Annotated in this window: 34 protein-coding genes and 1 pseudogene; all 35 read left to right on the top strand. The window is 38.7% G+C overall.

Annotated features, from left to right (window positions below; translation table 11 throughout):
- The first annotated feature begins 61 nt into the window (after positions 1-61).
- Positions 62-640, top strand: a complete 579-nt coding sequence (locus WG932_RS06965) for a DUF3347 domain-containing protein (protein ID WP_483087449.1) — start codon at positions 62-64, stop codon at positions 638-640.
- Between the two features lie 3 nt (positions 641-643).
- Entirely contained in the window at positions 644-1,054 is a 411-nt protein-coding gene (locus WG932_RS06960; RefSeq protein WP_483087448.1) for a heme-binding domain-containing protein, read from the top strand.
- Positions 1,055-1,290: 236 nt separating this feature from the next.
- A complete protein-coding gene (locus WG932_RS06955) occupies positions 1,291-1,818 on the top strand; it encodes a DUF3347 domain-containing protein (protein ID WP_483087447.1) in 528 nt (175 codons plus the stop codon).
- Positions 1,819-1,907: 89 nt separating this feature from the next.
- Positions 1,908-2,576, top strand: coding sequence for a hypothetical protein (locus WG932_RS06950; protein WP_483087446.1), 669 nt, complete (start codon positions 1,908-1,910; stop codon positions 2,574-2,576).
- Positions 2,577-2,632: 56 nt separating this feature from the next.
- On the top strand, positions 2,633-2,893 hold the full coding sequence (locus tag WG932_RS06945) for a helix-turn-helix domain-containing protein (protein ID WP_483087445.1): 261 nt from the start codon (positions 2,633-2,635) through the stop codon (positions 2,891-2,893).
- Positions 2,894-3,033: 140 nt separating this feature from the next.
- Positions 3,034-5,361, top strand: a complete 2,328-nt coding sequence (locus WG932_RS06940) for a multicopper oxidase domain-containing protein (RefSeq protein WP_483087444.1) — start codon at positions 3,034-3,036, stop codon at positions 5,359-5,361.
- Positions 5,362-5,408: 47 nt separating this feature from the next.
- On the top strand, positions 5,409-5,972 hold the full coding sequence (locus tag WG932_RS06935; protein WP_339674976.1) for a DUF305 domain-containing protein: 564 nt from the start codon (positions 5,409-5,411) through the stop codon (positions 5,970-5,972).
- A gap of 156 nt (positions 5,973-6,128) precedes the next feature.
- Complete coding sequence (locus tag WG932_RS06930; RefSeq protein ID WP_014022560.1) at positions 6,129-6,497, top strand: DUF302 domain-containing protein; 369 nt, start codon at positions 6,129-6,131, stop codon at positions 6,495-6,497.
- Between the two features lie 27 nt (positions 6,498-6,524).
- Entirely contained in the window at positions 6,525-6,989 is a 465-nt protein-coding gene (locus tag WG932_RS06925; protein ID WP_339674973.1) for a DUF302 domain-containing protein, read from the top strand.
- Between the two features lie 45 nt (positions 6,990-7,034).
- Positions 7,035-7,271, top strand: a complete 237-nt coding sequence (locus WG932_RS06920; RefSeq protein WP_014022558.1) for a hypothetical protein — start codon at positions 7,035-7,037, stop codon at positions 7,269-7,271.
- A 20-nt stretch (positions 7,272-7,291) separates the two neighbouring features.
- A complete protein-coding gene (locus WG932_RS06915; protein ID WP_014022557.1) occupies positions 7,292-7,885 on the top strand; it encodes a hypothetical protein in 594 nt (197 codons plus the stop codon).
- A gap of 80 nt (positions 7,886-7,965) precedes the next feature.
- On the top strand, positions 7,966-8,175 hold the full coding sequence (locus WG932_RS06910) for an SHOCT domain-containing protein (protein ID WP_014022556.1): 210 nt from the start codon (positions 7,966-7,968) through the stop codon (positions 8,173-8,175).
- Positions 8,176-8,257: 82 nt separating this feature from the next.
- The gene (locus tag WG932_RS06905; RefSeq protein ID WP_483087443.1) at positions 8,258-8,611 is read left to right on the top strand and encodes a rhodanese-like domain-containing protein; all 354 of its coding nucleotides are present in this window, start codon (positions 8,258-8,260) and stop codon (positions 8,609-8,611) included.
- 141 nt (positions 8,612-8,752) lie between these two features.
- Positions 8,753-10,027, top strand: coding sequence for an APC family permease (locus WG932_RS06900; RefSeq protein WP_014022554.1), 1,275 nt, complete (start codon positions 8,753-8,755; stop codon positions 10,025-10,027).
- A gap of 370 nt (positions 10,028-10,397) precedes the next feature.
- Positions 10,398-11,555: pseudogene (locus WG932_RS06895) on the top strand (glutamate synthase-related protein).
- Between the two features lie 220 nt (positions 11,556-11,775).
- The gene (locus WG932_RS06890) at positions 11,776-12,534 is read left to right on the top strand and encodes an ion channel (protein ID WP_483087442.1); all 759 of its coding nucleotides are present in this window, start codon (positions 11,776-11,778) and stop codon (positions 12,532-12,534) included.
- Positions 12,535-12,784: 250 nt separating this feature from the next.
- A complete protein-coding gene (locus tag WG932_RS06885; protein ID WP_483087441.1) occupies positions 12,785-12,967 on the top strand; it encodes a hypothetical protein in 183 nt (60 codons plus the stop codon).
- A 120-nt stretch (positions 12,968-13,087) separates the two neighbouring features.
- Entirely contained in the window at positions 13,088-13,381 is a 294-nt protein-coding gene (locus WG932_RS06880; RefSeq protein ID WP_483087440.1) for a hypothetical protein, read from the top strand.
- 186 nt (positions 13,382-13,567) lie between these two features.
- Positions 13,568-14,023: a hypothetical protein gene (locus WG932_RS06875; protein ID WP_483087439.1), complete on the top strand. Its 456-nt coding sequence runs from the start codon at positions 13,568-13,570 to the stop codon at positions 14,021-14,023.
- Positions 14,024-14,406: 383 nt separating this feature from the next.
- Entirely contained in the window at positions 14,407-15,270 is an 864-nt protein-coding gene (locus WG932_RS06870) for a helix-turn-helix domain-containing protein (protein ID WP_339902986.1), read from the top strand.
- Positions 15,271-15,675: 405 nt separating this feature from the next.
- Positions 15,676-15,984 (top strand): hypothetical protein, encoded by a 309-nt coding sequence (locus tag WG932_RS06865; protein WP_014022548.1) that lies wholly within the window; start codon positions 15,676-15,678, stop codon positions 15,982-15,984.
- Between the two features lie 16 nt (positions 15,985-16,000).
- Positions 16,001-16,390 (top strand): DUF302 domain-containing protein, encoded by a 390-nt coding sequence (locus WG932_RS06860; protein ID WP_014022547.1) that lies wholly within the window; start codon positions 16,001-16,003, stop codon positions 16,388-16,390.
- A 51-nt stretch (positions 16,391-16,441) separates the two neighbouring features.
- Positions 16,442-16,669, top strand: coding sequence for a YHS domain-containing protein (locus WG932_RS06855; RefSeq protein WP_157466845.1), 228 nt, complete (start codon positions 16,442-16,444; stop codon positions 16,667-16,669).
- 269 nt (positions 16,670-16,938) lie between these two features.
- Positions 16,939-17,106: an SHOCT domain-containing protein gene (locus WG932_RS06850; RefSeq protein ID WP_483087438.1), complete on the top strand. Its 168-nt coding sequence runs from the start codon at positions 16,939-16,941 to the stop codon at positions 17,104-17,106.
- A 53-nt stretch (positions 17,107-17,159) separates the two neighbouring features.
- Positions 17,160-17,447, top strand: coding sequence for a P-II family nitrogen regulator (locus tag WG932_RS06845; RefSeq protein WP_244874477.1), 288 nt, complete (start codon positions 17,160-17,162; stop codon positions 17,445-17,447).
- Positions 17,444-17,620, top strand: coding sequence for a universal stress protein (locus tag WG932_RS06840; RefSeq protein ID WP_483087437.1), 177 nt, complete (start codon positions 17,444-17,446; stop codon positions 17,618-17,620). The genes WG932_RS06845 and WG932_RS06840 overlap by 4 nt, the downstream gene beginning before the upstream one ends.
- On the top strand, positions 17,566-18,276 hold the full coding sequence (locus WG932_RS06835) for a universal stress protein (protein WP_483087436.1): 711 nt from the start codon (positions 17,566-17,568) through the stop codon (positions 18,274-18,276). The genes WG932_RS06840 and WG932_RS06835 overlap by 55 nt, the downstream gene beginning before the upstream one ends.
- 4 nt (positions 18,277-18,280) lie before the next feature.
- Entirely contained in the window at positions 18,281-18,775 is a 495-nt protein-coding gene (locus WG932_RS06830) for a hypothetical protein (RefSeq protein WP_483087435.1), read from the top strand.
- A gap of 157 nt (positions 18,776-18,932) precedes the next feature.
- Positions 18,933-19,274: a DUF5676 family membrane protein gene (locus WG932_RS06825; RefSeq protein ID WP_244874476.1), complete on the top strand. Its 342-nt coding sequence runs from the start codon at positions 18,933-18,935 to the stop codon at positions 19,272-19,274.
- Positions 19,275-19,284: 10 nt separating this feature from the next.
- Positions 19,285-20,004: a lycopene cyclase domain-containing protein gene (locus tag WG932_RS06820; RefSeq protein WP_014022539.1), complete on the top strand. Its 720-nt coding sequence runs from the start codon at positions 19,285-19,287 to the stop codon at positions 20,002-20,004.
- Positions 19,997-21,325, top strand: coding sequence for an NAD(P)/FAD-dependent oxidoreductase (locus WG932_RS06815; RefSeq protein ID WP_014022538.1), 1,329 nt, complete (start codon positions 19,997-19,999; stop codon positions 21,323-21,325). Before WG932_RS06820 ends, WG932_RS06815 begins: the two co-directional genes overlap by 8 nt.
- A gap of 20 nt (positions 21,326-21,345) precedes the next feature.
- Complete coding sequence (gene nhaA / locus WG932_RS06810; RefSeq protein ID WP_483087434.1) at positions 21,346-22,635, top strand: Na+/H+ antiporter NhaA; 1,290 nt, start codon at positions 21,346-21,348, stop codon at positions 22,633-22,635.
- Positions 22,636-22,641: 6 nt separating this feature from the next.
- A complete protein-coding gene (locus WG932_RS06805; protein ID WP_339905789.1) occupies positions 22,642-23,202 on the top strand; it encodes an ion channel in 561 nt (186 codons plus the stop codon).
- Positions 23,203-23,305: 103 nt separating this feature from the next.
- A complete protein-coding gene (locus WG932_RS06800; protein WP_483087433.1) occupies positions 23,306-23,608 on the top strand; it encodes a hypothetical protein in 303 nt (100 codons plus the stop codon).
- A 495-nt stretch (positions 23,609-24,103) separates the two neighbouring features.
- Complete coding sequence (locus WG932_RS06795) at positions 24,104-24,310, top strand: hypothetical protein (protein WP_483087432.1); 207 nt, start codon at positions 24,104-24,106, stop codon at positions 24,308-24,310.
- The last annotated feature ends 497 nt before the right edge of the window (positions 24,311-24,807 follow it).

Here is a 24,807-nt window from a genome sequence, read left to right as displayed (position 1 = left end):
GATTCTCCTGGTAATCGGTGTGGCCATCATTCAAATGTTTAATCTTTAAAAATCAATTATTATGAAAAATGTAATCTTAACACTTGGTATCGCAGCAGTTCTTGCAAGCTGTGGATCATCCAACAAATCAGAAGAAAAAGCCGAGCAAACAACCACTGCAAAATCTGAACAGACAGCGATGGAGGAAGAAGCATCTTCGGCAGACAAAAACGCAGATGTAAGCGCGGTAATTGAGGCTTACCTCTCCATCAAAGACGCACTGGTCAATGACGATCAGGAAACAGCCGCTTCCGCAGGTAAAACACTTGCCAATGCTTTGGGCGAAATGAACATGAGCCAGGTGGCAGAAGATCAAACGGCAGAAGCCAAGGAGATCATAGACGTGGCAAAAAATCATGGTGAGCACATAGCTGAAAGCGAAATTGATCACCAGCGAGAGCATTTAGAAGCACTTGGTAAAGACATGAAAGATCTCATCGCCTTTACCGGAACCGATCGCAAGCTTTACCAGCAATATTGCCCAATGTACAATGACCACAAAGGAGGAATGTGGCTGAGCGCATCGGAAGAAATCAGAAATCCATTGTTTGGCTCAAAGATGCTCAAGTGTGGTAAGGTAGAAGAGGTCATCAACCTTTAAACCATGCTGAAAAAAGTATTAATAGCCATTTTGATAGTGGGTGTGGGAATGCAGTTTATTCCCGTGCCCAAAAATCAAAGTGATGAACTACCAGAAACGGACTTTTGCCAGTCAGTAGGAGCTCCTGTTGACATCCGAAATATGATAAGGGCTTCTTGCTATGACTGTCATAGCAAGAATACCGATTATCCTTGGTATGGCAGGGTTCGTCCTTTGGCTTGGTTCCTTCAAAAGCACATAGATGAAGGTAAGGAAGAGCTCAACTTTTCCACCTTTCAGGAGTATTCTGACCGGATGAAAAGAGAAAAGATCCGCTCTATGATTTCGCAAATACGAGATGGAGAGATGCCTCTGAAGGAATACCTTTGGATGCACCCTGAGGCATACCTGAATGAACAAGAAAAAAGCAATTGACAGAATTTTTGACTCAGATCAACAATGATGGAAACGACTAATAACCTAAAAATCATACTCTGGAAACTACTGCTCGCCACTAGTTCTATACATATCAACAAAACCAGACGAAAAAATCAAATGAATGTTGCAAAACGGAAAGAAAATTAGGGTTTTCGGATCATCTGGGGAATCGTCATTCTTATAGTGGTCGGGATAGCCATTCTACAAATGTTTAACCTTTAAAAATTAATAATATGAAAAATGTAATGAGAAAAAAGGCAGTTCTAATGATGGTTCTGGCTTTCGCAACCTTCGGGGCCTTGGCACAACACGATCATGCAGGGCATGGTAAACAATCCGGTGGACAACAGATGGATCCAATGTTCAAAGATGAAGCGATGAGCAAAGCTTACGGCCATTATATTCACCTCAAAGAAGCATTGGTAGCATCTCATCCGGATGAAGCTAAAGGGGCTGCTGATAAGCTTCAAAAGTCTTTGGCTTCCTTAGGGAATACTAAATCTGCACAGGCCGAAGCAGGTAAGGTAGCTTCAGCTTCTATCCTGGATGAGCAGCGAAAAGCCTTTGCCGTGTTAAGTAATGAAATGACAACATTGGTTAAAGCCAGTACACTCTCAATGGGTGAAATATACCTGGAGTATTGCCCGATGGCCAATGGAAACACCGGTGCTTTTTGGTTATCAAATGAGAAGGAGATCAAAAATCCTTATTTCGGTGACAAAATGTTGAAATGTGGAAGTGTGAAGGAAACGATCAATTAAATCTCAAACCCTGTGGGAAAGGTTGCAGTTATTTCATCAATCAGATGATGGTCATTGCATTCCCACAGATACCATAAATCTTTTCAATTATGGACAGACAATCAATAATAATACTTTCTGGATTTGGCCTTTTAATCATGGGAGGCCTTTTCTGGCAATTTTCAAATGCGTTTAATCAAATTCCGGTGGGTGTGAATGAAAATGAGCAAATACCTAGGGAACTGGTTTGCATGGTGAATGATGCCTTTATGGGAGTAGAACAAATTCCTGTTGAAGCAGAAGGTAAAACTTACTATGGCTGCTGCCAAATGTGTATAAGTAAAATCCAAGAGAACTCCGATAATGTTCGGTACGCTACAGATCCTTTTTCGGGTGAAAAAGTAAATAAAGCAAATGCATTTATAACACTAAGGCCTGGTCAGGATAAAGGGGTTTACTATTTCATTTCTGAAAAAACATGCGGTCTTATTTTAAATAATATGATAACCAAGCTCCATATAAAAAATATGGTTTCTCCAAGCTGCATTTTGGTTGTCGAAAATGAATTGAAGGTTTGTGGTGTTGATATACAGTCTGTTAGGTTGGGTTGTGCCGAAGTGATAATATCGGCTACCATCTCACTGGAAGAAATCGATTTAAGAATAAAAAAGTTCGGATTTGAACTTATTTATGACAAAAAGACAATTTTAATAGAGCAGATCAAAATCGCAGTATTGGATTACCTGAAGTTCGTGCAAAAAAACCTAAAAATAATATAAAATTATCAGCATACATTTCATCAAGAATTGATAAGAATTACAATTACCTCAGCAAAGTGTTCTCTAAAGAAACAGGAGAAACCCTAGAGAAATATTACATCCATATTCGCATTGAAAAAGTAAAAGAGTTTCTGGAATATGGTCAGCTTAATGTTTCCGAAATTGCCATAAAATTGGGGTACAGCAGCGTTCATTATTTATCTAACCAATTCAAAAAGGTTACTGGTTTTTCCATTAGTGCGTATAAAAAAGAGGAGGAACTGATTCTAATTCTCAGGAAGGTTTGCCAAAAATCTAATTTTTTTAAAAAAAGTTAAAATTTTATACATTTTAATCAAAATATCATAAACAATATAAGGATAGATTGATTGTTTTACATCCTTAAAATTGAATAAAGGAATGATTATTGATTTACTGAAAACCTTATTGTATAACTAAAAGAATTAAAAATTAACTTATGCCATTACAACGCAGCCTTGCTTTAACAATTTTACTCTTACTATTAGGGGTAGCAGTAACAGCACAATCAGATACTTCAGTTTATAACCTGACTATTAAACAGGAGCTAGTGAATAAGGCTGGAAAGGAAACCATGGGAATGACTGTCAATGGCAGCATTCCAGGACCCACTATTCGGTTTAAAGAAGGTGATTATGCCGTAATATATGTAAAAAATGAGATGGATGTGGAAACCTCTGTTCATTGGCATGGATTACTACTACCCAACTTTTATGACGGTGTGCCCTATTTAACTACTCCGCCTATAGAACCTGGTCAAACTCAAAAATACGAGTTCCCACTGATACAATCCGGTACTTACTGGTACCACTCCCATACCATGTTGCAAGAGCAAAGTGGAGTGTATGGTTCTATCATAATAGACCCGAAAGAAGGGGAAACTCTGGAATATGATAAGGAGTTAGTGATGGTGCTTTCTGACTGGACTAATCAAAAACCAAGAAATGTGCTGCGCAATTTAAAGCGGGGTAACGAGTGGTATAACATCAAGAAAGGTACGGCAACTCCGCTCAATCAGGTCATTGCCCGTGGGGCCTTTGGTGCACAGTTAAATTTCTGGAGACAAAGGATGGAAAGTGCTGACATTGCCGACATCTATTACCCTGCCTTTCTTAACAACGGGGAGGAAGTGCAGGAATACCCACAATTTGAGCCGGGAGAGAAGGTGCGTCTACGCATTATCAACGGAGCAGCCTCTTCGCAATTCTGGATGACCTTTGGTGGGGAAGCCCCCTTATTGGTAGCTGCCGATGGACTAAATGTAGTACCAGTGAGGCGTAATAAGACTTTTATTGGCATAGCTGAAACATATGATTTTATCGTCACTATTCCGAACGAGGGTAAGATTGAATTTAGAGCAATGGCCCAGGATGGGTCTGGTCATTCCCAGGCTTATCTCGGCAAAGGAAAAATTTTAGCTGCTCCCGTGGTAGAAAGGCCGGATAAGATCAAGATGATGCAACAAATGGCCAAAATGAATATGCGAATGGGAGCACCCGCTATGAAATTCAACCCCAGTAATGAAGAACCCGATGAGATGATGAACAACTGGGGTATGCAGATGGATAGTGACATGAAAATGGAGGGTATGGATCATTCCAAAATGAATCATGGCATGAACAATCAGCAGGAAACCCAAATGGAGGGCATTAAGCAAAACATGGATCATTCACAAATGGGCCATGAACAAGACATGGAAATGAAAGTATCAAAATCGGAAGACCAAATGGCTGGTATGAATATGTTCTCCGAATACAATTATGATTATTTGAAAGCTCCTGCCAACACTGTAATTGATGACAATCAGCCCGTAAGAGACATATTGCTCAACCTGACAGGTAACATGTGGCGGTACATTTGGAGCATGAACGGTGTCCCTCTGTCTGAGGCGGACATGATCAAGATTTCAAAAGGGGAAAAAGTGCGAATCACTTTCAATAACCTGACGATGATGCATCACCCTATGCACTTTCATGGTCATTTTTTTAGGGTTATCAACAAGCATGGTGAATACTCGCCCTTAAAACACACTGTAAATGTGCCTCCCATGCAGAAAACGGTAATTGAATTTGACGCTATTGAAGATAGTGATTGGTTTTTGCACTGCCATGTGCTTTATCACATGATTGGTGGTATGGCCAGGGCAGTGAGCTACGATACAGAGCGCGATCCACGTTTGGCAAAATACCCGGCCAAAATCTTATTTAAAGAAGGCAACCGCTTTTATAACTGGGGGATGGCTGATGTCGCTTCACACATGACTGAGCTGAACCTCGTATCCTCCAATATAAGAAACCAATTCAACCTGAATGCCGAGGTTGGTTACAATGAAAACATGGAGGCTGAATTTACCTATGAACGATATTTATATGATTACTTCCGGGTATTTGCCGGGGTGAACCTGGAAAATGAAACAAAGAATAGCCTGGATGAAATTTCAGCAACCGCTATTGCGGGTATTCGGTTCTTTACACCTTATATGTTCAACCTGGATGTAAGGATGGATAATAAATTAAGGCCTGAAATCCGAGTAAGCCGGGAGATCATGATTTTTCCACGTACAGCCATTTTTGGTAATTATGAATATCAGGCCGATTTCGGCTGGGTAAATACTTTGACGGAAGAAGGTACCAATGAGCCGATTGACTACAAAGGAGAAACAACATGGTCTGCCGGCGTGGAATATTTTCTATCCAGAAATTTCTCACTTATGGGTAGTTATGACAATCGCTTTGGTGCTGGTGGAGGCTTATCTATGAGATTTTGATCAATCTATTTAATTTTAAACCAATTAAACTATATAAACTTAAAAAGATGGAAAATAACCAAAAACACAGCAACAATTATATTAAATTTTTTGCGATGATTGCCACATCAATGTTGGCGATGTTCTTTTTAATGTACACCCATTCTTACCAAATTATTGATCATTTCTGGTTTAGCGAAACAAGGCTTTTTATGACCCTGATAATGGCTGGAGCTATGATCATCATAATGCTCCTGTATATGTTGAATATGTATCAAAACCGAGGGGCAAACATCGCAATAATCGGGTTGGGTATTGTATTTATTGTCGGTGGTATAGGATTGGTAAGAAGTCAGGTCACCGTCACTGGGGTAGACTATATGGAAGGTATGATTCCACATCATTCAATTGCAATTTTGACAAGTGAGCGCGCGCAAATAAAGGATGTACGGGTAAGGAAACTCGCTAACGAAATTATTAAAGCCCAACGTAGGGAAATTATGGAAATGCAATGGTTGATCAACGACATCAGAGAAAATGGTGTGGTGGAGACAGAAGAGGAAAAGAAAAACAGACCCTTACCTGAGTTTGAAGGTAAGTTAGATGAAGAAACACGAAACATTAATGACTAGCTAGCTGATCTAAAGGTTGGAAGGTAGCAATTGATCGTCTCAAAGCGATAGACAACGTTTTAAGGGAGTAGCTAAACAGTTATGTAACAATTGTTACATCATTTTACGATTTAAATCACTACAATCCCATTGGATAGAAAACTAAAAAATTGAAAGATGAAATACTATCACGAAAAAACATTGAAAGACGCAAGCTTCGAGGAAGCGATCCAAAAAGTAACGGACGCCCTGAAAGAAGAAGGGTTCGGAATCCTTACCGAGATCGATGTAAAAGAAACCCTGAAGAAAAAGCTGGATAAAGATTTTCGGCCTTACAAGATTCTGGGTGCATGCAATCCGCCTTTCGCTCATATAGCATTATTAGCTGAAGATAAAATTGGAGCGATGCTGCCCTGCAATGTAATTGTACAGCAAGTTAATAATGGCGTTGAAGTCGCGGCAGTGGACCCGGTAGCCTCCATGCAGGCGGTAGAAAACGAGGGTCTCTCTGAAATAGCCAAGGAAATTCAAGCCAGGTTGAAGTAAGTCATTGAAAGTCTATAACCCCCTGTCATGAGCGATAAAAATAAAATAGCTGAGGAAAATTATAAGGAAAGCATGCATACGCCCTACGCTTTAAGCAGAAGGTACGGCTCGCTAACCTTTGAAGTTGCCGTGCAAAATGTAAGAGATGCATTGAATCAGATGGAGCTTAAGGTTGTCAATCACTTTAATCTTCATGATCATATTCAGGAAAATCTAGGAAAAGAAATAAATCGATACACAATATTGGGTGCTTGCAATGCCGAACTCGCCTTGGAAGCATTATCTACCGAAAATAAGGCTGGAATAATGCTACCGTGCAATGTTATTGTGCAGGAAATGGACAATGAAGGAATTATAGAGGTGTCAGTGGCAGATCCAACCGTGACTTTTTCATTGGCTAAAAATGAAAAGCTTACCACGATGGGTACCAAGGCCAAGGAAAGGCTGCATCAAATATTAGATCACATAGAAAAATCAAATGTCAAATTATGAAAAAGCCAAACATAATAATCATCAATTATTTTTACTCTTTTAATAATGGTAGCTCTTAGCAGTTCCTGTAGAAATCATAGTCAAAATGCGGATCAGAATCATGGCGACATGATGAATGATGAACAAACTGAAACGATGGAAGCTGATAATGATCACATGCATGAGGATGGGCAGTCTGACGAACACATGATGAGCGATACCACTTCGATGGACATGAACGAAGAAATGGGACAATATTGCAGGCTCAGGTACAATCCATCCCAGATTAAAAATAAATTATAGACCATTAAACAATAAAAATTATGAATACTAAAATATTAGCCATTGCTACCCTGCTCTTATTTTCATTAAGCTCCGCTTTGCAAGCGCAAAACGTAGAGAAAATGATGAAAAAGGAAAACAAGCAGGAAGAGGTCTTTGCTGCCATCATGAATGATGAGCAGATGATGAACAAATTTATGCATAAACTCTCCGGCAACCCTGAAGCGATGAAGGCCATGCATCAGCAAATGATGCAAAATCAGGAGCACCGAAAGATGATGATGAAAGATATGATGGGCAATAAGGAGGAAGGCCGGATGATGATGCAACAGATGATGGCTGACAAAGAAAAGAAGCAGATGATGATGGAAAAAATGATGGGTGACAAGGAGGCTAAAAAGCAAATGATGGAACAGATGATGGAAGACCAGTCCATGAAAAAGATGATGATGAAGGAAATGATGGAAAAGCATCACGACCAGATGATGGAGAAAATGACGGATAACCCGGACATGATGAAGAAGATGATGCAAAAGATGCACGACAAAGGTATTATGGATAAGAATTCAATGATGAAAGGGCATGAAATGATGGATAAAAAGAAAAAAGGAAAATCTGATAATCCTAATCAATAGGGTTTTATATCTATTTCAATCGGGAAGCCTGTCATTCACTCAGGTTTCCCTGTATTACTTACACTTAAAACACACAAATTATGATGTACGGATGGATCATCGGGACAATACTCGTGGTAGTTTTAATTGTGGCGCTGGGCAAAGGTGGCATATTTCAAAGGAATACTGGCACTACTGATGACGGTAACACTAATAATAATTCAGCGATGGAGACACTCAAAAACCGCTATGCCAAAGGAGAAATTGACAAAGCGGAGTTTGAAGAAAGAAAAACAGAACTGGAAAAATAAGTGCCTGGCATGAAATGATGAACAGCAATAAACCATAGTCATGTTCTGAATAGAATTAATTAATAAAAGCATTAAGAGAAAAATGGACATAACAGAAATAAGAACTCCTAAAAGGTCAAAAAATCATATGATTCCCAATAAGATAGGTACGGAACCTGATTTAGTAGAAGTTGATACTACATGGTGCAGTATTCAGCCAATGCAGGTTGCCCAGGGTGTGCTTACCGTTGGGGAACTGGAAGTACATCATCACCAAAAAAAGGATCTGCCCGTTATTGATGTCCGAAAACCGGATACTACCGGTGCGGTGAGCATTTCGGGTTCAAAATACATTCCTTATGACGAGTTAGTGGAAAGAATGGATGAGTTAGATGAAAATAATCCCACTATATTTTTTGTAATGGTCCGCAATGCCCACAATCATCGACAGCCATAAAGAACCTTTTAAGCGCAGGTTATCCAGCTAACAAGATTTTGTACTACAGAGGAGGAATGCATGACTGGATTACTTTAGGGTTGCCTGTACAAGGAAGCCTTCAAGGAAAGTGATACTCATGAAAAGATTTTTATTTCTATAATGGGTAAATATAAGAATAACAGCCTATCACTCACAGGCGCTATCTCGCTTGGAACTGGGGTTATGATTGGAGCAGCCATTTTTGCCTTATTGGGGCAGGTGGCGGAACTCTCCGGTGCATTGTTCCCCTTCATATTTTTGGTAGGCGCAATTATTTCGGGTTTAAGTGCTTATGGGTATATTAAATTGTCAAACGCCTATCCCTCAGCTGGTGGAATCGCCATGTACCTCAATAAAGCCTATGGGAAAGGATTAACAACTGCATTTGCTGCTCTTTTAATGGCATTTGCAATGATTATCAACCAAAGCTTGGTAGCTAGAACTTTCGGTTCTTACACACTTCAGTTATTTGATGTGGGTAAAAATAGCCTATGGATCCCTACCTTAGGGGTTTCCTTGTTAGTGATTGTATTTATTATCAATATATTAGGTAATAAAGTAGTCGATAGGGTCTCCTTCATTCTGGCCATTGTTAAAATTGGTGGTATCGTTATTTTTGCTGTTGGGGGATTATGGGTAGCAGGCTTTTCACTCTCAGAAGCTGTACCAAAAGGTGTTTCAAACGATTATTCAACGATTAACTACTTGGGTGCATTGGCCTTAGCCATTCTTGCCTATGCAGGTTTTACCACCATTACCAATAGTGGAGAAGAAATTGTAAAACCCCACAAAAATGTAGGTAGGGCCATAGTGATTTCACTCATAATTTGCACAGTGGTTTATTTGTTGGTAGCCTTTGCAGTATCCATAAACCTTTCGGTTCCTAAAATAATTGAGGCGAAAGATTACTCTTTGGCGGAAGCATCAAAACCTGCATTTGGAAAGTATGGCTTGTGGTTTACCGTGGGGATTGCCATTATCGCTATTTCCAGGATGACAGCAATGTTAACAAGCATGAAACTGATTCCTCATCGTCACTTTGGGATGCCTGGTAACGTCCAGCAACACATGTTGGTTTATACTGTGGTAATAGCTATCGTGCTCACTATCTTTTTTGATCTGAGTCGTATTGCCTCTTTAGGGGCAATTTTGTACCTGATTATGGATGTAATTATTCAATGGGGCGTATTTAAACACTTAAGGAAAGAAATTAAAGCAAATGGAGCCATTCTTTTAACAACAATAGTCTTGGACTTTGTGGTGTTAAGTGCTTTTTTATGGAACAAAGGTAATACCGATTTATTTTTAATTGCTGTAGCTGTGATTTTCCTACTTTTAGTTTTCTTTTATGAGAAATGGCTTTTAAAAACGAATAGCAATAATAGAGAAAATTGATAATTTGACCCATGAGAAAATATTTTATTCCTACAACTATTATCTTCCTGCTGATTATCGTCCTGTTAATCATTTGGAAGCCCTATCATTGGTGGCTCGCACTTTTAATTGTTCCCCTTATTATTTTGGGTACTATTGATTTTTTCAAAGGGGCGATACCATTCGAAGAACTTATCCATTGTTCGGAAGACTATCTAATTTCCTCGAAAAACAAAGACATGTATTGCAGGAAGTACTGCTTCTAAATAGAACTGAAGGAAAACCCTTTAATTGGATTCAGAAGGAAATAGTTTACAAGCGTGCATCCAATGAATTGATAAGTCAACCTTTTGGTACACAAAGTTCATATAAGAGATTTGGGCGAGAGTGGATGCTTCATGCACAATATCCAGAACAAAATGTTGAAGAGAATTTTAGAATAAATGTAGGCAGTTCACTGTGTAAAAAACCTTATCTATGCAGTATTCTAAACATAGGAGGGATGAGCTTTGGCTCCATAAGCAAGAACGCAACGCTTGCCTTAAATGGTGGGGCAAAGATTGGTGGTTTCGCTCAAAACACTGGAGAGGGAGGCCTAACAGCCTATCATAACGAATATGGGGCAGACCTCATCTTCCAGTTTGGTACTGGTTATTTTGGCTGCCGGGGTGAAAATGGAGATTTTGAAGATTTAAAGTTTGAACAGATTTGTCAAAATGAATTTGTTAAAATGATTGAAGTAAAAATCTCACAGGGTGCTAAGCCCGGTTTCGGTGCAATTTTACCAGCAAAAAGAATACTGATGAGATAGCTAAATACCGGGGAATTAAAGCACATACAGAAATTCATTCTCCTGCCTACCATAGTTCTTTTTCAACAAACGATGAGTTAATTAGCTTTTTGGATAAACTCCGCCAATTATCTAAGGGAAAACCTGTAGGAATTAAGCTCTGCATAGGAAGAGAATCTGATTTCAATTCTATGATAGAAGCCTTTTCTTATCAAAATAAATTTCCTGATTTTATTTCTATAGATGGAGGGAGGGGGATCAGGAGCAGCAAATGTGGACTCATTACATTGGGTTGGTTCCCCGTTAGATGGAGCCCTTCATTTGGCGAACCAAACATTGATTAGGTATGGTCTAAGAAAAGAAATAAAATTATTTGCCAGTGGGAAGATTATTTCATCATTTGATATATTTAAAGTTTTGGCACTAGGTGCGGATGCTTGCTACAGTGCAAGAGGAATGATGTTCGCCCTTGGATGTGTACAGTCATTGAAGTGTAATCTCAATACCTGCCCTACGGGTATCACTACAATGAAGGCTGATCGTGTTGCTTCACTCGTAATCAGTGATAAAAAGCAAAAAGTGGCAAATTATCATAAAAATACAATTAATGGATTGAAGGAATTATTGGGAGCCTCAGGAATCAAAAATATAAAACAAATTTCCAAAGCTATGATTGCTAGGAAGGTGAATGAGCGAGAAACGGTTTTGTTAAGCAAATTATATCCTTTTGATAGTGATATTTTACATAAAAAGTTATAAACGCAACTTTTGAAACTAATGGGAACATTCCTTAACTATTTGTTTAACTAAAATTTAGAATTAAACGAAGATGAATATAATTATACTGTTTTTTGCAATATTGCTTCTATTAATAATTATATGGGATTTTTTCATTACAGTTCTATCCATAAGTGGAGCAGGTTTTGTTTCATCGATGATATCAGCCCTAATATCGACAGTATTTCTAAAATTAAGCCGTTTGCTGAAGAATAGGGAAGTGCTTAATTATTCTGGGGTTTCGGTAATTCTCTCTCTTATTATATGGTGGATTGGTGGGTTGTGGCTTGGTTTTTTACTTCTTGTAAGCGATAGCGATTCAGTTGTAAACACTTCTACTCATGAAATGGCTTCTATTTCAGATAAATTTTACTACAGTGGGTACGTACTTTCTACTATGGGCAATGGAGACTTTAAGCCTGGTTCGTCTACTTGGCAAATAGTTATTGCATTCTTTCCTTTTTCCGGATTTATTTTTATCACCACTGCTATGACCTATCTTATCTCTGTGTCTTCTGCTGTTATTTTTAAAAGGTCACTTGCACATTCTATTACCGACATAATGGGGCTTGATAATTATGATGAAAGGATAAACTGCTTATATGAAAACACAGATAACATAAGAAATAGGATCAACCAACATAATCAGAATCATTTGGCCTACCCTGTGGTGCATTACTTTTATAGTTTAGATAAAAAAGCTTCTTTTTCGGTTGGCTTGTGGGAGCTAAATGCAATGCTTACCTCCCTTCAAAATGATCCTACTCAACCATTAAATAAACTGAAACCTCTCAATCAGGCTATTGATAATTATTTAAGTTCAATGGGGGAGGCATTTATTCCTAAAGTTCAAAGCAATAGTGAAAATGAAGGAGAAGATTCGGTAAAGAAACGTAGAAAACAACTTCAGAATTTATTAAAAAGTGATGGTTGGCATCTTAATCAAATAGAAATGTATTGAAAATTACAGCTTTCTTCTCAAATTGTCCTTTTAAAGGGGCCTAGACCAGTAGTATAAAAGAGGGTAATTTAAATGGATTGAGAGTGGATCAAGGAGCTTATATTGAAGAAATTTTAAGATGGGCAAGTGAATCCAAATAAATGCCAGGTAGTCGTAGATAGGTAGTAATATTATACATTTTAAATGGGATTTTGTAAAGGGCTTACTTATAAAAAAGGGTATATTTATAAGTAAATAAAATACAACAGATATGAAGAAGTTTTGGACCATAATATTTTTAACTTTTACGCTTTTTACAGTTTTGGCCCATGATGGCGAGCAGCATGAGGAAAATGCTCATCAAGACACCATCAACGCTGAAAGGCTAGTAAACGATTCACATTCTATAGATACACCAGAGGAGAGGACTATCCTAAATGAGGAAAAAAACTAACTGCGAGTTTGAATGATTTCCCAAATCTGCATCCGCTCATGGTTCATTTTCCTATAGTATTATTATTAATTGGTGCTATTTTGGCCTTTGTGAATGTTTTTTTCTAAAAATAGAAATAGATTGGGTAATCACCGGGCTTGTTTTTTTGGTGCACTGGGAGCCTATCTTTCGGGAAGAACTTTTCACCCACATACCCATGATTTAACCTTGCATGCCAAGCAAGTGCTCGCACAGCATGATTTATGGGCCGATTGGACCATATACTTAAGTATAATTGGTTTTGTGACACAAATCATCAGTCAGTTTATCTTCAAACAAAAACGCTGGGCCGTTGTAGTGGTTGCCTTTTTCTTATTGTATCTGGCTATTCTGTGTCACGTGCAGGTCATTATGGGGCTCAATTGGTACATATAGAAGCGGTAGGACCCCAAGGCAATTTCCTTGATTTAGAAGAAAGTCATAGTCATTGAAGGATAATGCTTCGAAACAGTGACAATAATCATGTTTTTACATAATTTTCATCTTTTGATTTATACCTGATTTTCACGATCTTTATGCTATAATTATTTAATGCCCAACGGTTTTGTTTTGATAAAGAAATTGCATAATATAAAACAAATTGTGATAACCCTGCTTCTTGCTGGGTTTATAAGTGTGTTTGTTTGCGATGCCCTTTGTGATTTTGGATTAATTTCTTGGGGAAATTACCCTACTTTTGTTAAAGAAGCGGATCATCATTCTATAAAAGACCAGGAGCATGAGCAATATGATGTGGCTAATGATCATCATCACGAAGATAGTCAGCCAGATGATGGTAGCGAGGAAGACGAGTGCTGTGACGAAGAAGTGAAAAACCTATATGCTTCGTTGATCAAATATGAGATAAGAGAACTGCCTGTGGAGACTCCTGTCTTTCACATGTTTTATCAGGTTTTTGCAATAAATTTTAAAGAAAAAACCTTTAATCAACAATTACTTCCATTTTTATTTACGAATCTGCCCCCACCTTTAAGTGGTATCCATATTCGTATTTTTATTCAATCCTTCCTCAATTAGCATTCATCTGTTAAGTAGGTGGTGAAGTCTGCGTTATCCTGTTTCGGAAACTTTGCCGTCATTTTTAAATTTATTCAATTATTCTTAACCGTTTTTTCTATGCAGAGCAAAGTATTTTCGGCCTTAAGTTATCGTTAAAAACATTCATTTGTGAATGAAAAATATAATTTTGACCGGTTATAGACTTTCGCGATCACTGGATTCTATTCAGAATTAGAAAAAGATTAACTCGAATTATGCAATCGTATTCGTAATAGCCTTCCTAGTATTGAATGGAGCGGCATTGCAATCACAGGAAAACAGCAAGGAATTTGTTGATTTAATGTGATTTAAGCACGAGTAATATTGGCGATTGCATATTTTCAGTTTAACCCATTGAACAGATGAAAACATTAATTCTTAATATAAAAAATATGGTATGCCCAAGATGTATTTTGGTTGTACAAAATGAATTAGAGGAACTTGGAGCATTAATTTCAACGATACGGCTTGGGTATGTTGCTATCCAAGTGCCAGATAATCTTAGCAAGGAAAAAATAGCCAGCAGATTAAATTCGTATGGATTTGAACTAATTGAAGACAAAGAAGAAGTCCTGATGGAACAGATTAAGCTTGGAATTCAACACTATATAGAAATCCTTGAAAAATCTACCAAAGAGGTGATGTTGTCTGATTTTCTGGCACACGAAATAGGTAAAAACTACAATTTTCTTAGCAAGCTTTTTTCAAAAATTGAGGGGCTTACGATAGAGACCTACTACATAAACAAAAGAGTGGACAGGGTGAAAGAACTGATAAAGTATGATGAACTGAACTTAAGTGAGATTGCTGTTAAGCTCGGATACAGTTCCGTCCATTACCTATCCAGTCAATTTAAGCGTGTTACCGGTCTTTCTGTATCTGATTATAAAGAAGTAATGAAAAACGAGAACCGGTACTACAAGAACTTATCTGAAGCACTGGGCGACTTAAGAGAAAAAGGCTACACCTATAATTTCAACAGGAAGGAAGATTGCCTGGAATGTAAGGATCTGTGTGCCAGCTTTCAAATTGAGGAATTGAATATTTCAGAGTTCTACCGGTTTGATGAAAATGAAGATGCAGCAGGTAAGTCTGTTATTTATGGGATCGAAACAAAAGATGGTTTGAAAGGACTACTCATTGACAAAAGCAACCTTCAAAACAGGGCCTTGTTCAGGAGACTTTCTGACAAGTTGAGAGATGGGTCTGGCGAAAAAATGGGTTGAAAATGATAACCTTAATCTCATACAATAAAGACAAGATTTCGAAAAAGGATCCTGCATTAATCCACTTATTTTTGATAAAGACTGAATAAAAAGAAAAGCTATGAATCAAACCAATTTTAACATTTCGGTCATAAAGGGGAAATGACTCTTTTACAAGGAATATACTTTACACATTGGCTATTATATGTATGATTTTCTTTAGCGTAAATATGGCAAAAGCTCAGGATTTATATCATACAGCTAATGGCCGTGTGTTGCTGATTGTTCCAGTTGGTGACTCTGTAATCAACCTGCATTCTCAAGAACTATTGCAGAACTGGGTTACAAAGAGGCTTGTTTTAAAATGACCCTTCCCGCCAATTCTTTGTATTCCGGTGTAGATTCTCTGGACGCGTCATTTCCTCTATGGAGGATGCTAAAATTATATTGGCGGGGCAGCTGAACATCACAAAAAGTGGTGAAGGTGAAGATAAGATAGATACAGGCAAGCATTCACCTAAAACTTTTGAGTTTAGGGCAACCCTTAACTATAAAACGTCAGATCTGCCAATAAGTGGAATAGGTTCCCTGGAACATATTGAAGGAGGGTCACACCTCAAATGTGTGCTTGGGTTAACATTTGAGGTTAGTGCAGAATTTCTTCAAAACAGGCTTTCGGAAAGCAAAAATATTAAAGTACATATTCACCAGTTGGTATTAGATCTAACACTATAATTTATTAAAATTTTTCATGGAGTATTATCACAGTAAACTTGTTAAAAACAGTTCTTTTCAGGATGTAGTAGATCATGTGGTTAAAGAATTGGGCAGAGAGGGTTTTGGAGTATTAACCGAGATCGATGTTCAGGAAACTATGAAACACAAACTTAACATTGATTTTAATACCTACAAGATATTAGGGACATGTAATCCCGAGTACGCATTTAAAGCATTAAAGGCCGAAGATAAAATAGGCACCATGTTACCCTGTAATGTGTTTGTGCAGGATCTTATGGATGGTCATATCGAGGTGTCAGTTGTAGACCCGATAAGCTCTATGCAGGCAATTGCCAATGAAGAACTTGAAATAGTGGCTTTGAATACTCGCCAGAAATTACTCGATGTCTTACAAAATGTATAGGTCATGTTAACCTTAAGAAAAGCAATATTATATACTTTGGCGTGGTTTACAATGATCATAAATACCTCCTGCTCGGTGGGTCATCATCACCAGACATCTAAGAAACATGCTGATCCTGTTTGTGAGAATAGCGTTGACGTAAATGCAGCACTTCTGTATTCAAATAATGATGAGATGTATTACTTCAACAGTGAAGAATGTCTCCAGGTATTTAAGAAGAATCCTGAAAAATTCAGTATGGCTCTAGGGGGCAGACCCGGACTTTTTCGTGGTAAATGAAGGGTTCCTGTAATGGCCGGATTGAGGGTAGTAGGTATGGGTACAGTTATGATCCTGGGTGATTATAACCACTAAGCTATTGATGTTTTGATAGCAGAATATCATACATCAAAGTCAAGATTTCAAAAAAGAGAGCGGGGCAATATGCTAAATTTGAATAAGTGCAAGTCCTTAGTGGCTTGATACTGTAATTTTAAAAGTTAATAAAATTTAAAAATAAATATTATGCATTGGTTTGAAGGACATTATGGCGGTATGCACATCATCTGGTGGGTGATTTGGGTGATTTTTATCGTTTGGATTTTGCAACGCCCTGGGAAATACCAGGGCAAAAAACGAAAAAGGAAACTCCATTGGATCTTTTGAAAAAGAGGTACGCTAAAGGAGAAATCAGTAAAGAAGAATATGAAGACATAAAAAAGACCTTGTTAAAATGAAGGAAATAAAAGCTTTCGTCAGGCCGAATCGATTACCTGATATTGTAAATCATTTGCGTCAAGAAGGAATTTGTTGCCTAACCGTCTTTGAAGGAGAGGGAACAGGGCACTACACGGATGAGCGCAAGGATTTTCCGTCTTTGAGGCACCCATTTTCACATGCTAAAATAGCAAAACTGGAAGTTGTTTTACCAGATAAGGAAGTGAAGACAGCACTAGAGATTATACATCAAAATGGAAAAACAGCCCACTCAGGGGACGGCATTATTTATATCACAGAGGTTAGTGAGATGGTCAAAGTAAAATCATTAGAACCCGACTTGGAGAACAGAGACTTATGAAAAATATTTTAGTACCTACCGACTTTTCAGAAACAGCTAATCGAGCGGCAGATATTGCCATTGCCATAGCAGAAAAATCAGGTGCGGAAATTATTTTTTGCACCTACAAATCACGCCTGTGCCGTGGGTTAAACTTGATAAGGAGAAGGAGCAGCGATTTCCCGAAACATTAAAGGAAATCGGGCATGCGAAGAGCGAGCTTAATAAGCTGGTAAATAAAGTGGAAACCAAAGGTTTGAAGGGCAAACAGTTTCTCGTATTTGATGTGGGTAGAGAGGAAATTCTCAAACATATCCCATTCCACCATCATGATTTTGTCGTCATGGGTTCGCATGGTGCATCGGGTGCAAAAGAAATGTTTATCGGATCGAATGCGCAAAAGGTACTAAGAGATGCTACTGTACCCGTTTTGATCATCAAAGAAAAGTCTAAGTGGCCCGTTAACAATGTGGTTTTTGCATCCAATTTTGAAGAAGATGTCAAAGAACCTTTCAAGACAGTGGTGAAGTTCGCTGATCTCAACGAATCCAATATGCATCTTCTTTATGTCAATGTGCCGTTTTCATTTGAGGAGACGGACAGGAGCCTTGAGAAAATGCATGCTTTTCATGAAACCTGTCCTCGCGGAGGAACCTGCACCACCAACATCTACAATTCGCTAAATGAAGAACGCGGCATTCTAAAGTTTTCCGAATCTGTAAATGCTGACCTTATTGCATTAACTACACATGGGAGGACCGGCTTTTTTAACCTGATAGGAAAGAGCATTACCGAAAACCTGGCAAACCATGCCGATATACCTATACTAAGTATTAACCTTAACCGATAACGATATGAAAAATATGTTAAAAACAGTGGTGACACTCACTTTACTGATAGCGGCTTTATCTGCCTGTCAGCAACAGAAGGATGTAAGCACAATGTTAGAGAATGATGACACCCGAAATGAAATATTTAATACCATCATTTCCGATCATGAATACGCTGAACAATTGATGACCAAAATGATGGAGGATGATCATACCCAAATGATGATGAAAGGCAATGAGCAGATGATGAATGCGATGATGTCGGACAATGATCAAATGACGACTATGATGAAAGATAAGCCTGATATGATGCATAGTATGATGACCAAAATGATGAACATGGCTGACTCGGATTCGTCCATGTGTGCCCACATGATGACCACGATGAAAGGTAAACCCAATATGATGGGACAGATGATGGACATGATGCACAAAGAAGGCATGATGGACAAAGAAACAATGATGAGAAATAAAAAATATGGGAGTAGATATTCATCCTGGTCACCACTAAAATACTAAACTATGAGAAATAATCATATGATATGGATGCTGGTTGGATGCCTGGGCATCTTCCTGCTGCTCTTCTTATTGCCGGTTTTCGGCTTTAATGGAACTAACTCGCTATTTATTTTCATCATTGTATTTTTTGTGGGCCACCTATTTATGTTGGGAAGTCATGGAGACCATTCTGGACATGACGGAAGCCAGCAAAATCAATCCAAAAACGAAAACGATCATGCAACACATCAACATTAAAAAATTCGCATTGGCTTGGGGGGTAGCAGGTGTGGTATTCTACCTGGGCTGTATTATACTGATGGCCACTGTAGGCCGTGAAGGTACCATCCTGTTTTTTAACAGTTTGCTCCACGGACTTGACACCAGCCCCATCATCAGAATGGACGTACCCTGGACCGAAGCACTCATCGGACTGGTAGAAATGTTCATACTGGGCTGGTTATTTGGCGCACTCATAGCTACGGTCTACAATATATCTTTTAATAAAAAATACCGATGATTTAGTAAGGATGATAGACTATGTATGGCTGATTTGGTCTTTGATCATTCTTGCAGTATGGGGAATGATCTTTTTATTTAGAAAAGATTATAGAAAGGTGATGCTCAAAATGAGCCTCATCACTATGCCTTTTGGCCTGACAGAACCATTATTTGTTCCTCAATATTGGAATCCTCCTTCACTTTTTGATTTAGCTAAAAGCACAGGTTTTGATATTGAAAGCCTGATCTTTTCGTTTGCGATTGGGGGCATAGGGTCAGTGCTATATCAGTTGGTTTTTAAAAAAGTAACCGTTGAAATGCACCCATCAGAACGCACGCATAGACGCCATCGGATGCATCGGTATATCTTGTTTGTTCCTCCGGTAGTATTTCTCATCCTGGCTTATTTCACCAGCTTAAACCATATTTATTGTGGCATTATAGCCATGTTTACCGGTGCAATTGCCACCTTATACTGTCGCCCTGATCTTAAAGGCAAGATATGGATCGGTGGTTTTCTATTTACCCTGTTGTACTTTATTTATTTCGGTAGTATCTTACCATTTTTCCCCGAGTATGTGAACCTCTACTGGAACCTGGATGCTTTGACGCATATACTCATATTGGGAGTACCCCTGGAAGAACTTCTATTTGCTTTCACCTTTGGCATGTATTTGTCAAGCCTGTTTGAGCATCTGTACTGGCAAAAATTGCAAGAACACCCTTTAAAAATGCATGTTTATGAATGAATATTGTAATACAGATGAGATGGTTTGCTTACCGGAAACCAATATGCCCCGGCTTGTCATTATTGGAGGAGGCTTTGCGGGACTTGCTCTTGCTAAGGCATTAAAGAGAAGTAGGATACAGGTTGTGCTGGTTGATAGACATAACTTTCATCAATTCCAGCCACTATTTTATCAGGTGGCTACCAGTGGCCTGGAGCCGGATAGCATCGTATTCCCATTTCGCAAACAAATCAGTGGTAATAAAAATACAATATTCAGGTACGCCACAGTTCAGCAAATAGAAGCAAAACAAAACCGGGTATTAACCAATAAAGGTATCATTGACTATGATTTCCTGGTTATAGCCACTGGGACTAAAACCAATTTTTTTGGCTTGACCGATATTGAAAAGTGGAGCTTGGGCATGAAAAGCATTCAGGATTCCCTGAATATTCGCCATACCATGATCCAGAACCTGGAGCAGGCAGCTATCACCTGTGATGAACATGAAAAAGACATTCTCACCAATTTTATTATAGTGGGTGGAGGCCCTGCCGGGGTTGAAATGGCAGGTGCCCTTGCAGAATTCAAGAAATATATATTACCGGGAGATTATCCGGAATACTCCTCCGAAATAATGGATATCTATCTGCTGGAGGCAGGTGATCAATTGCTGGCATCCATGTCTGACAAAGCTTCAGAAAAGGCACTGAAATATTTGACCCGGCTGGGCGTACAGGTTATGCTTGAGGAAGCAGTAGAACATTATGATGGATCGGCTGTCTCAACAAATTCAGGAAAGAAACTCTACGCTAGGAATCTGATCTGGACTGCCGGGGTAACAGGAGATTTTCCTGAAGGTATTGGAGAAGAAAGTATTGTTCGGGGAAACAGGCTTCAAGTGAATAACACCCTGCTGGTAAAAGGATACACCAATATTTTTGCCATTGGCGATATAGCTGCAGTAGTCAGCCAAAGAACACCCAAAGGCCATCCTCAGGTGGCACAGGTGGCCATCCAACAGGGTAAGTATCTGGGTGAAGTGATTAAGTACAGAATTGCGGGTAGAGAATATTCAAAACCATTTCGTTATCTGGATAAAGGGTCACTGGCCACTGTCGGTAAAAGAAGGGCGGTAGCCGATCTGGGTAAATTTCGGTTTGGTGGGTATATCGCCTGGTTGTTATGGTCGGTAGTACATCTTTTTTCCATTAGCGGTTTCCGAAATAAGCTGATGGTAGCACTGAACTGGGTGTGGAATTATTTCACCTATGACAAAGGCAATCGGCTAATCATCCAGGAGTACAAAAACAAGGACTTAGAAAAGGAGGAGTCCAAATGATTACCCGCCTAAACAACTCTTTGAATAATCTGGTAAAGAACCAATCAGCTTCAGGGATTGCCATTTTTCTGGCTGTACTGGTAGCCATGATCTGGGCTAATTCCCCATTCGGGGAAGTATATCAAAACTTTATTCACACTGAAATCTCGCTCTTGGTTGGGGAATTTGCTTTGTCAGAGTCACTATTACTTTGGGTAAATGATGGCTTAATGGCGATCTTCTTCTTACAGGTAGGCCTGGAGTTGAAAAGGGAAATTATAGGAGGAAAACTGTCTTCTTTCAGAAAAGCTATTTTGCCTATCGGAGCAGCTATTGGCGGCATGGTCGTTCCGGCACTCATTTACCTCATCTTCAATTTAAATACCCCTACAGAGCACGGCTGGGGTATCCCCATGGCTACAGACATTGCTTTTGCCATTGGAGTGCTTTCATTATTGGGAGATCGTGTACCGGCAGGGCTCAAAGTTTTTTTGGTAGCACTAGCCATAGTTGATGACCTTGGTGCCGTACTCATCATTGCTATTTTCTATACTTCCGGTATTTCTTATGTGGATTTACTTCACGGTGTACTGTTCATACTGCTATTGGTTGGCGGTAATTATATTGGAGTTCGTAAAGCCTGGTTTTATGCACTTATCGGGATTGGAGGTGTTTGGCTGGCATTTTTCTTCTCAGGAGTACATCCTACGATTGCAGGTATTCTCACTGCTTTTACGATTCCCGGCAGGGTCAAAATCAAGGAAGAGGATTACCTGAAAAACCTTCAAAAGCTTCATCTAAAATTTTTAGAAACAAAAGCCATCAAGGGCAATTTCATCTCGGAAGAACAACTTGGGATTTTGGAAGAAATCAAACAAAAATCAGATGACGCGGAAACTCCTTTGCAAAAGATAGAGCATCACCTGGCGCCCATAGTAGGGTTTTTCATTCTACCAATATTTGCCCTGGTCAATACCGGTATTCATATCCATGGGGATATAATTGAAATTTTGAGTCACCCGGTAAGCATGGGTATTACGTTTGGCCTTTTGGTAGGGAAATTTACCGGGATTTTAGGAGCCGGTTGGCTTTTAGTCAAGCTTGGGCTGGCAGAGTTGCAGCAAGAGGTTTCCTGGAGACACATTTCCGGAGTAGCCATGATAGCAGGCATTGGCTTTACCATGTCACTGTTTATCACGGAATTGGCCTTTCAAAAAGAGGAATATACATTCATTGCCAAACTGACCATTTTATTTGCTTCAGTACTTGCCGGTGTGATAGGTGTAATTATTCTTCGACAATCAGGAAAAGCAGCTCAGGTGATTAACTGACGATACATGATGACTTATAAAATAAACACGGGTAATTTCTTAAAACAACTGCTTAAACGAATGCGTCCGGCTCTTTTGTTGGTTGCGATAGTAGCGCTTGTGTACGTGTATCTTATGCAGTTTGTAGATCATGCACTAAGTTGGGTGCCTTATATTGTTATCTTTCTCACTTTTATTAAGAGCGGTTACTTTACATTTTTCACCTTCAGGCAGGTCAATAAGTCCATTAAACAATGTCATTCTTTCGGGCAACTTCTCTGGATTTTCGGGCTGCTGGTTATGCTCATTATTTTCTCCTATGCTGCAGACTTTACCTGTCTGGTCGCTGCCAATCCATCTTCTTTTAAGGGCTTTAAACCTTTTGAAAGCTTCAATTACTTCGAGTATTTATTCGAGACGTTTTATTTCAGCGTGGTAACATTTGCGGCCATCGGTTATGGTGACATTGTGCCAATAACTACCCCTGCCAAAATTTTAGTGATGATGGAGATAGGTCAAAGTTTTGTAGTGGTGGTATTCGGTTTTTCAAATCTGAAAAATATTCAAAACTCAAATAAATCTCAATAGTGATGAAATTCACCTTGGGAATTCGGAACCCATTTTATCACCAATCAAGTGAGCGTTTCTAACCCAAAATAACAAGTGATAAATTAAAATTTATTATAGACCCATGAAAAAAATAGCACTTTTAGGATATGGTGTAATAGGCAAAAGAGTAGCGGATGCCACTGCACTTCAAGATGACATGGAATTGATTGGGGTTTGTGATGTGATTAGCGATTGGCGTATTAAAGCCGCGGTAAACAAAGGATTTGCTATTTATGCGGCCACAAATGAAGCTAAATCTTACATGGAACATGCAGGAATTCCGCTATCTGGTAACAGGGAAGACCTTTTAAATGAAGCTGATTTAGTTGTTGATTGTACACCTAAAAAACAGCAACTAAAAATGCGAAAATCTATAAAGCCATGAAAGTCAAATTTATTCTTCAGGGGGAGAGAAGCATGAGACTACAGACCATTCTTTTAACGCTGAAAGCAATTACAGTTCTGCTTTAAACCGAGAAAGTACTAGGATTGTGTCCTGCAACGCAACCTCTATAATCAGAACACTTTCTGCTTTAAAAAAAGTGAAACTATTGAAAAATGCAAGCGGAATTTTACTTCGTAGATCTACTGATCGATGGGATAGTCATTTAGGAGGAGTCATGAATACACTTATACCTGAAAAAAATTCCAAGCCTTCAGGGACATGATGCCCAAACCGTAGATCCCGAATTGAATGTAGTAACGATGGCAGTGAGAGTACCAAAAAATCACAGCCACATGCATTATTGGAATATACGCCTTACCAAAAAAGTTGAAAAAAAGAGATAATAGAAACGTTTCAATCCTCATCAAGGATCACATTTATAAACTATAATGATGGGTTGGTTTCCAATAATACGATCAAAAAAAGTATCTCGATATGGGCAGACCATGGGGAGATATGTATGAAGTGGCTATTTGGAAGGATTTACTAAAGGTAGAAGGTAAAGGACTTTATTGTGCTTACATGGTAAATAACCAAGCCATTGTTATCCCTGAGACCATAGATGCTATCAGGGCCTTAACTGGAATCGAAGAAAATGCTGAAAAATCAATAAAAAACAAACCAGAGCTTGGGAATCAATAATGACATAATGAACTGATGAAATAACAAATTGTGACAATATTAAATTTATCCTTACAATATCAATAATTCACAAGTATTCAAAGCACCTGGTTTTTTTGATTAACAAATTTCAGGTAGTTTTCGAGCTGATACGTTGAATTTTAATGGGTGATTCTGACAAGCTTTTTTGGATAATAAGCTTTAGAAACTGTCAAATTAAAGGCTATGCGTTTTAACTCAAGGAATAGGAATGTATAAACGAATAATTTGGACGATTTTGAATTCTGGTTACATATATTCAAGCTTCTTGCGAGCAAGGCAGAATGCCGTTTTAGAGACTGCGTTTATAGGTGTTTCTTTATTTAAAAGGACTTTAAACATGCTATCCAATACTGTCTGAAGGGATTTAGTCAAAAAATTATAGAGTAGTAGGAACACTTAGTGGAAGGGGAGGCTTCTTTCTCTGTTGGTATAGGGAGTGTTAGCAACTCAAGTCTGGCTTCCCTTCGGGGGGCTAG

This window comes from Cyclobacterium sp. SOCE241, from assembly GCF_056867545.1.
Note: the sequence above shows the minus strand (reverse complement) of the source record. Positions and strands in the feature narration are given on the sequence as shown.

Excerpts from the sequence above, each read along its gene's own strand:
- WG932_RS06965 (WP_483087449.1), top strand. The coding sequence starts at position 62 with ATGAAAAATGTAATCTTAACACTTGGTATCGCAGCAGTTCTTGCAAGC.
- WG932_RS06960 (WP_483087448.1), top strand. The coding sequence starts at position 644 with ATGCTGAAAAAAGTATTAATAGCCATTTTGATAGTGGGTGTGGGAATG.
- WG932_RS06955 (WP_483087447.1), top strand. The coding sequence starts at position 1,291 with ATGAAAAATGTAATGAGAAAAAAGGCAGTTCTAATGATGGTTCTGGCT.
- WG932_RS06950 (WP_483087446.1), top strand. The coding sequence starts at position 1,908 with ATGGACAGACAATCAATAATAATACTTTCTGGATTTGGCCTTTTAATC.
- WG932_RS06940 (WP_483087444.1), top strand. The coding sequence starts at position 3,034 with ATGCCATTACAACGCAGCCTTGCTTTAACAATTTTACTCTTACTATTA.
- WG932_RS06935 (WP_339674976.1), top strand. The coding sequence starts at position 5,409 with ATGGAAAATAACCAAAAACACAGCAACAATTATATTAAATTTTTTGCG.
- WG932_RS06930 (WP_014022560.1), top strand. The coding sequence starts at position 6,129 with ATGAAATACTATCACGAAAAAACATTGAAAGACGCAAGCTTCGAGGAA.
- WG932_RS06925 (WP_339674973.1), top strand. The coding sequence starts at position 6,525 with ATGAGCGATAAAAATAAAATAGCTGAGGAAAATTATAAGGAAAGCATG.
- WG932_RS06920 (WP_014022558.1), top strand. The coding sequence starts at position 7,035 with ATGGTAGCTCTTAGCAGTTCCTGTAGAAATCATAGTCAAAATGCGGAT.
- WG932_RS06915 (WP_014022557.1), top strand. The coding sequence starts at position 7,292 with ATGAATACTAAAATATTAGCCATTGCTACCCTGCTCTTATTTTCATTA.
- WG932_RS06910 (WP_014022556.1), top strand. The coding sequence starts at position 7,966 with ATGATGTACGGATGGATCATCGGGACAATACTCGTGGTAGTTTTAATT.
- WG932_RS06905 (WP_483087443.1), top strand. The coding sequence starts at position 8,258 with ATGGACATAACAGAAATAAGAACTCCTAAAAGGTCAAAAAATCATATG.
- WG932_RS06900 (WP_014022554.1), top strand. The coding sequence starts at position 8,753 with ATGGGTAAATATAAGAATAACAGCCTATCACTCACAGGCGCTATCTCG.
- WG932_RS06885 (WP_483087441.1), top strand. The coding sequence starts at position 12,785 with ATGAAGAAGTTTTGGACCATAATATTTTTAACTTTTACGCTTTTTACA.
- WG932_RS06870 (WP_339902986.1), top strand. The coding sequence starts at position 14,407 with ATGAAAACATTAATTCTTAATATAAAAAATATGGTATGCCCAAGATGT.
- WG932_RS06865 (WP_014022548.1), top strand. The coding sequence starts at position 15,676 with ATGGAGGATGCTAAAATTATATTGGCGGGGCAGCTGAACATCACAAAA.
- WG932_RS06860 (WP_014022547.1), top strand. The coding sequence starts at position 16,001 with ATGGAGTATTATCACAGTAAACTTGTTAAAAACAGTTCTTTTCAGGAT.
- WG932_RS06855 (WP_157466845.1), top strand. The coding sequence starts at position 16,442 with ATGATCATAAATACCTCCTGCTCGGTGGGTCATCATCACCAGACATCT.
- WG932_RS06840 (WP_483087437.1), top strand. The coding sequence starts at position 17,444 with ATGAAAAATATTTTAGTACCTACCGACTTTTCAGAAACAGCTAATCGA.
- WG932_RS06830 (WP_483087435.1), top strand. The coding sequence starts at position 18,281 with ATGAAAAATATGTTAAAAACAGTGGTGACACTCACTTTACTGATAGCG.
- WG932_RS06825 (WP_244874476.1), top strand. The coding sequence starts at position 18,933 with ATGGAGACCATTCTGGACATGACGGAAGCCAGCAAAATCAATCCAAAA.
- WG932_RS06820 (WP_014022539.1), top strand. The coding sequence starts at position 19,285 with ATGATAGACTATGTATGGCTGATTTGGTCTTTGATCATTCTTGCAGTA.
- WG932_RS06815 (WP_014022538.1), top strand. The coding sequence starts at position 19,997 with ATGAATGAATATTGTAATACAGATGAGATGGTTTGCTTACCGGAAACC.
- WG932_RS06805 (WP_339905789.1), top strand. The coding sequence starts at position 22,642 with ATGATGACTTATAAAATAAACACGGGTAATTTCTTAAAACAACTGCTT.
- WG932_RS06800 (WP_483087433.1), top strand. The coding sequence starts at position 23,306 with ATGAAAAAAATAGCACTTTTAGGATATGGTGTAATAGGCAAAAGAGTA.
- WG932_RS06795 (WP_483087432.1), top strand. The coding sequence starts at position 24,104 with ATGGGCAGACCATGGGGAGATATGTATGAAGTGGCTATTTGGAAGGAT.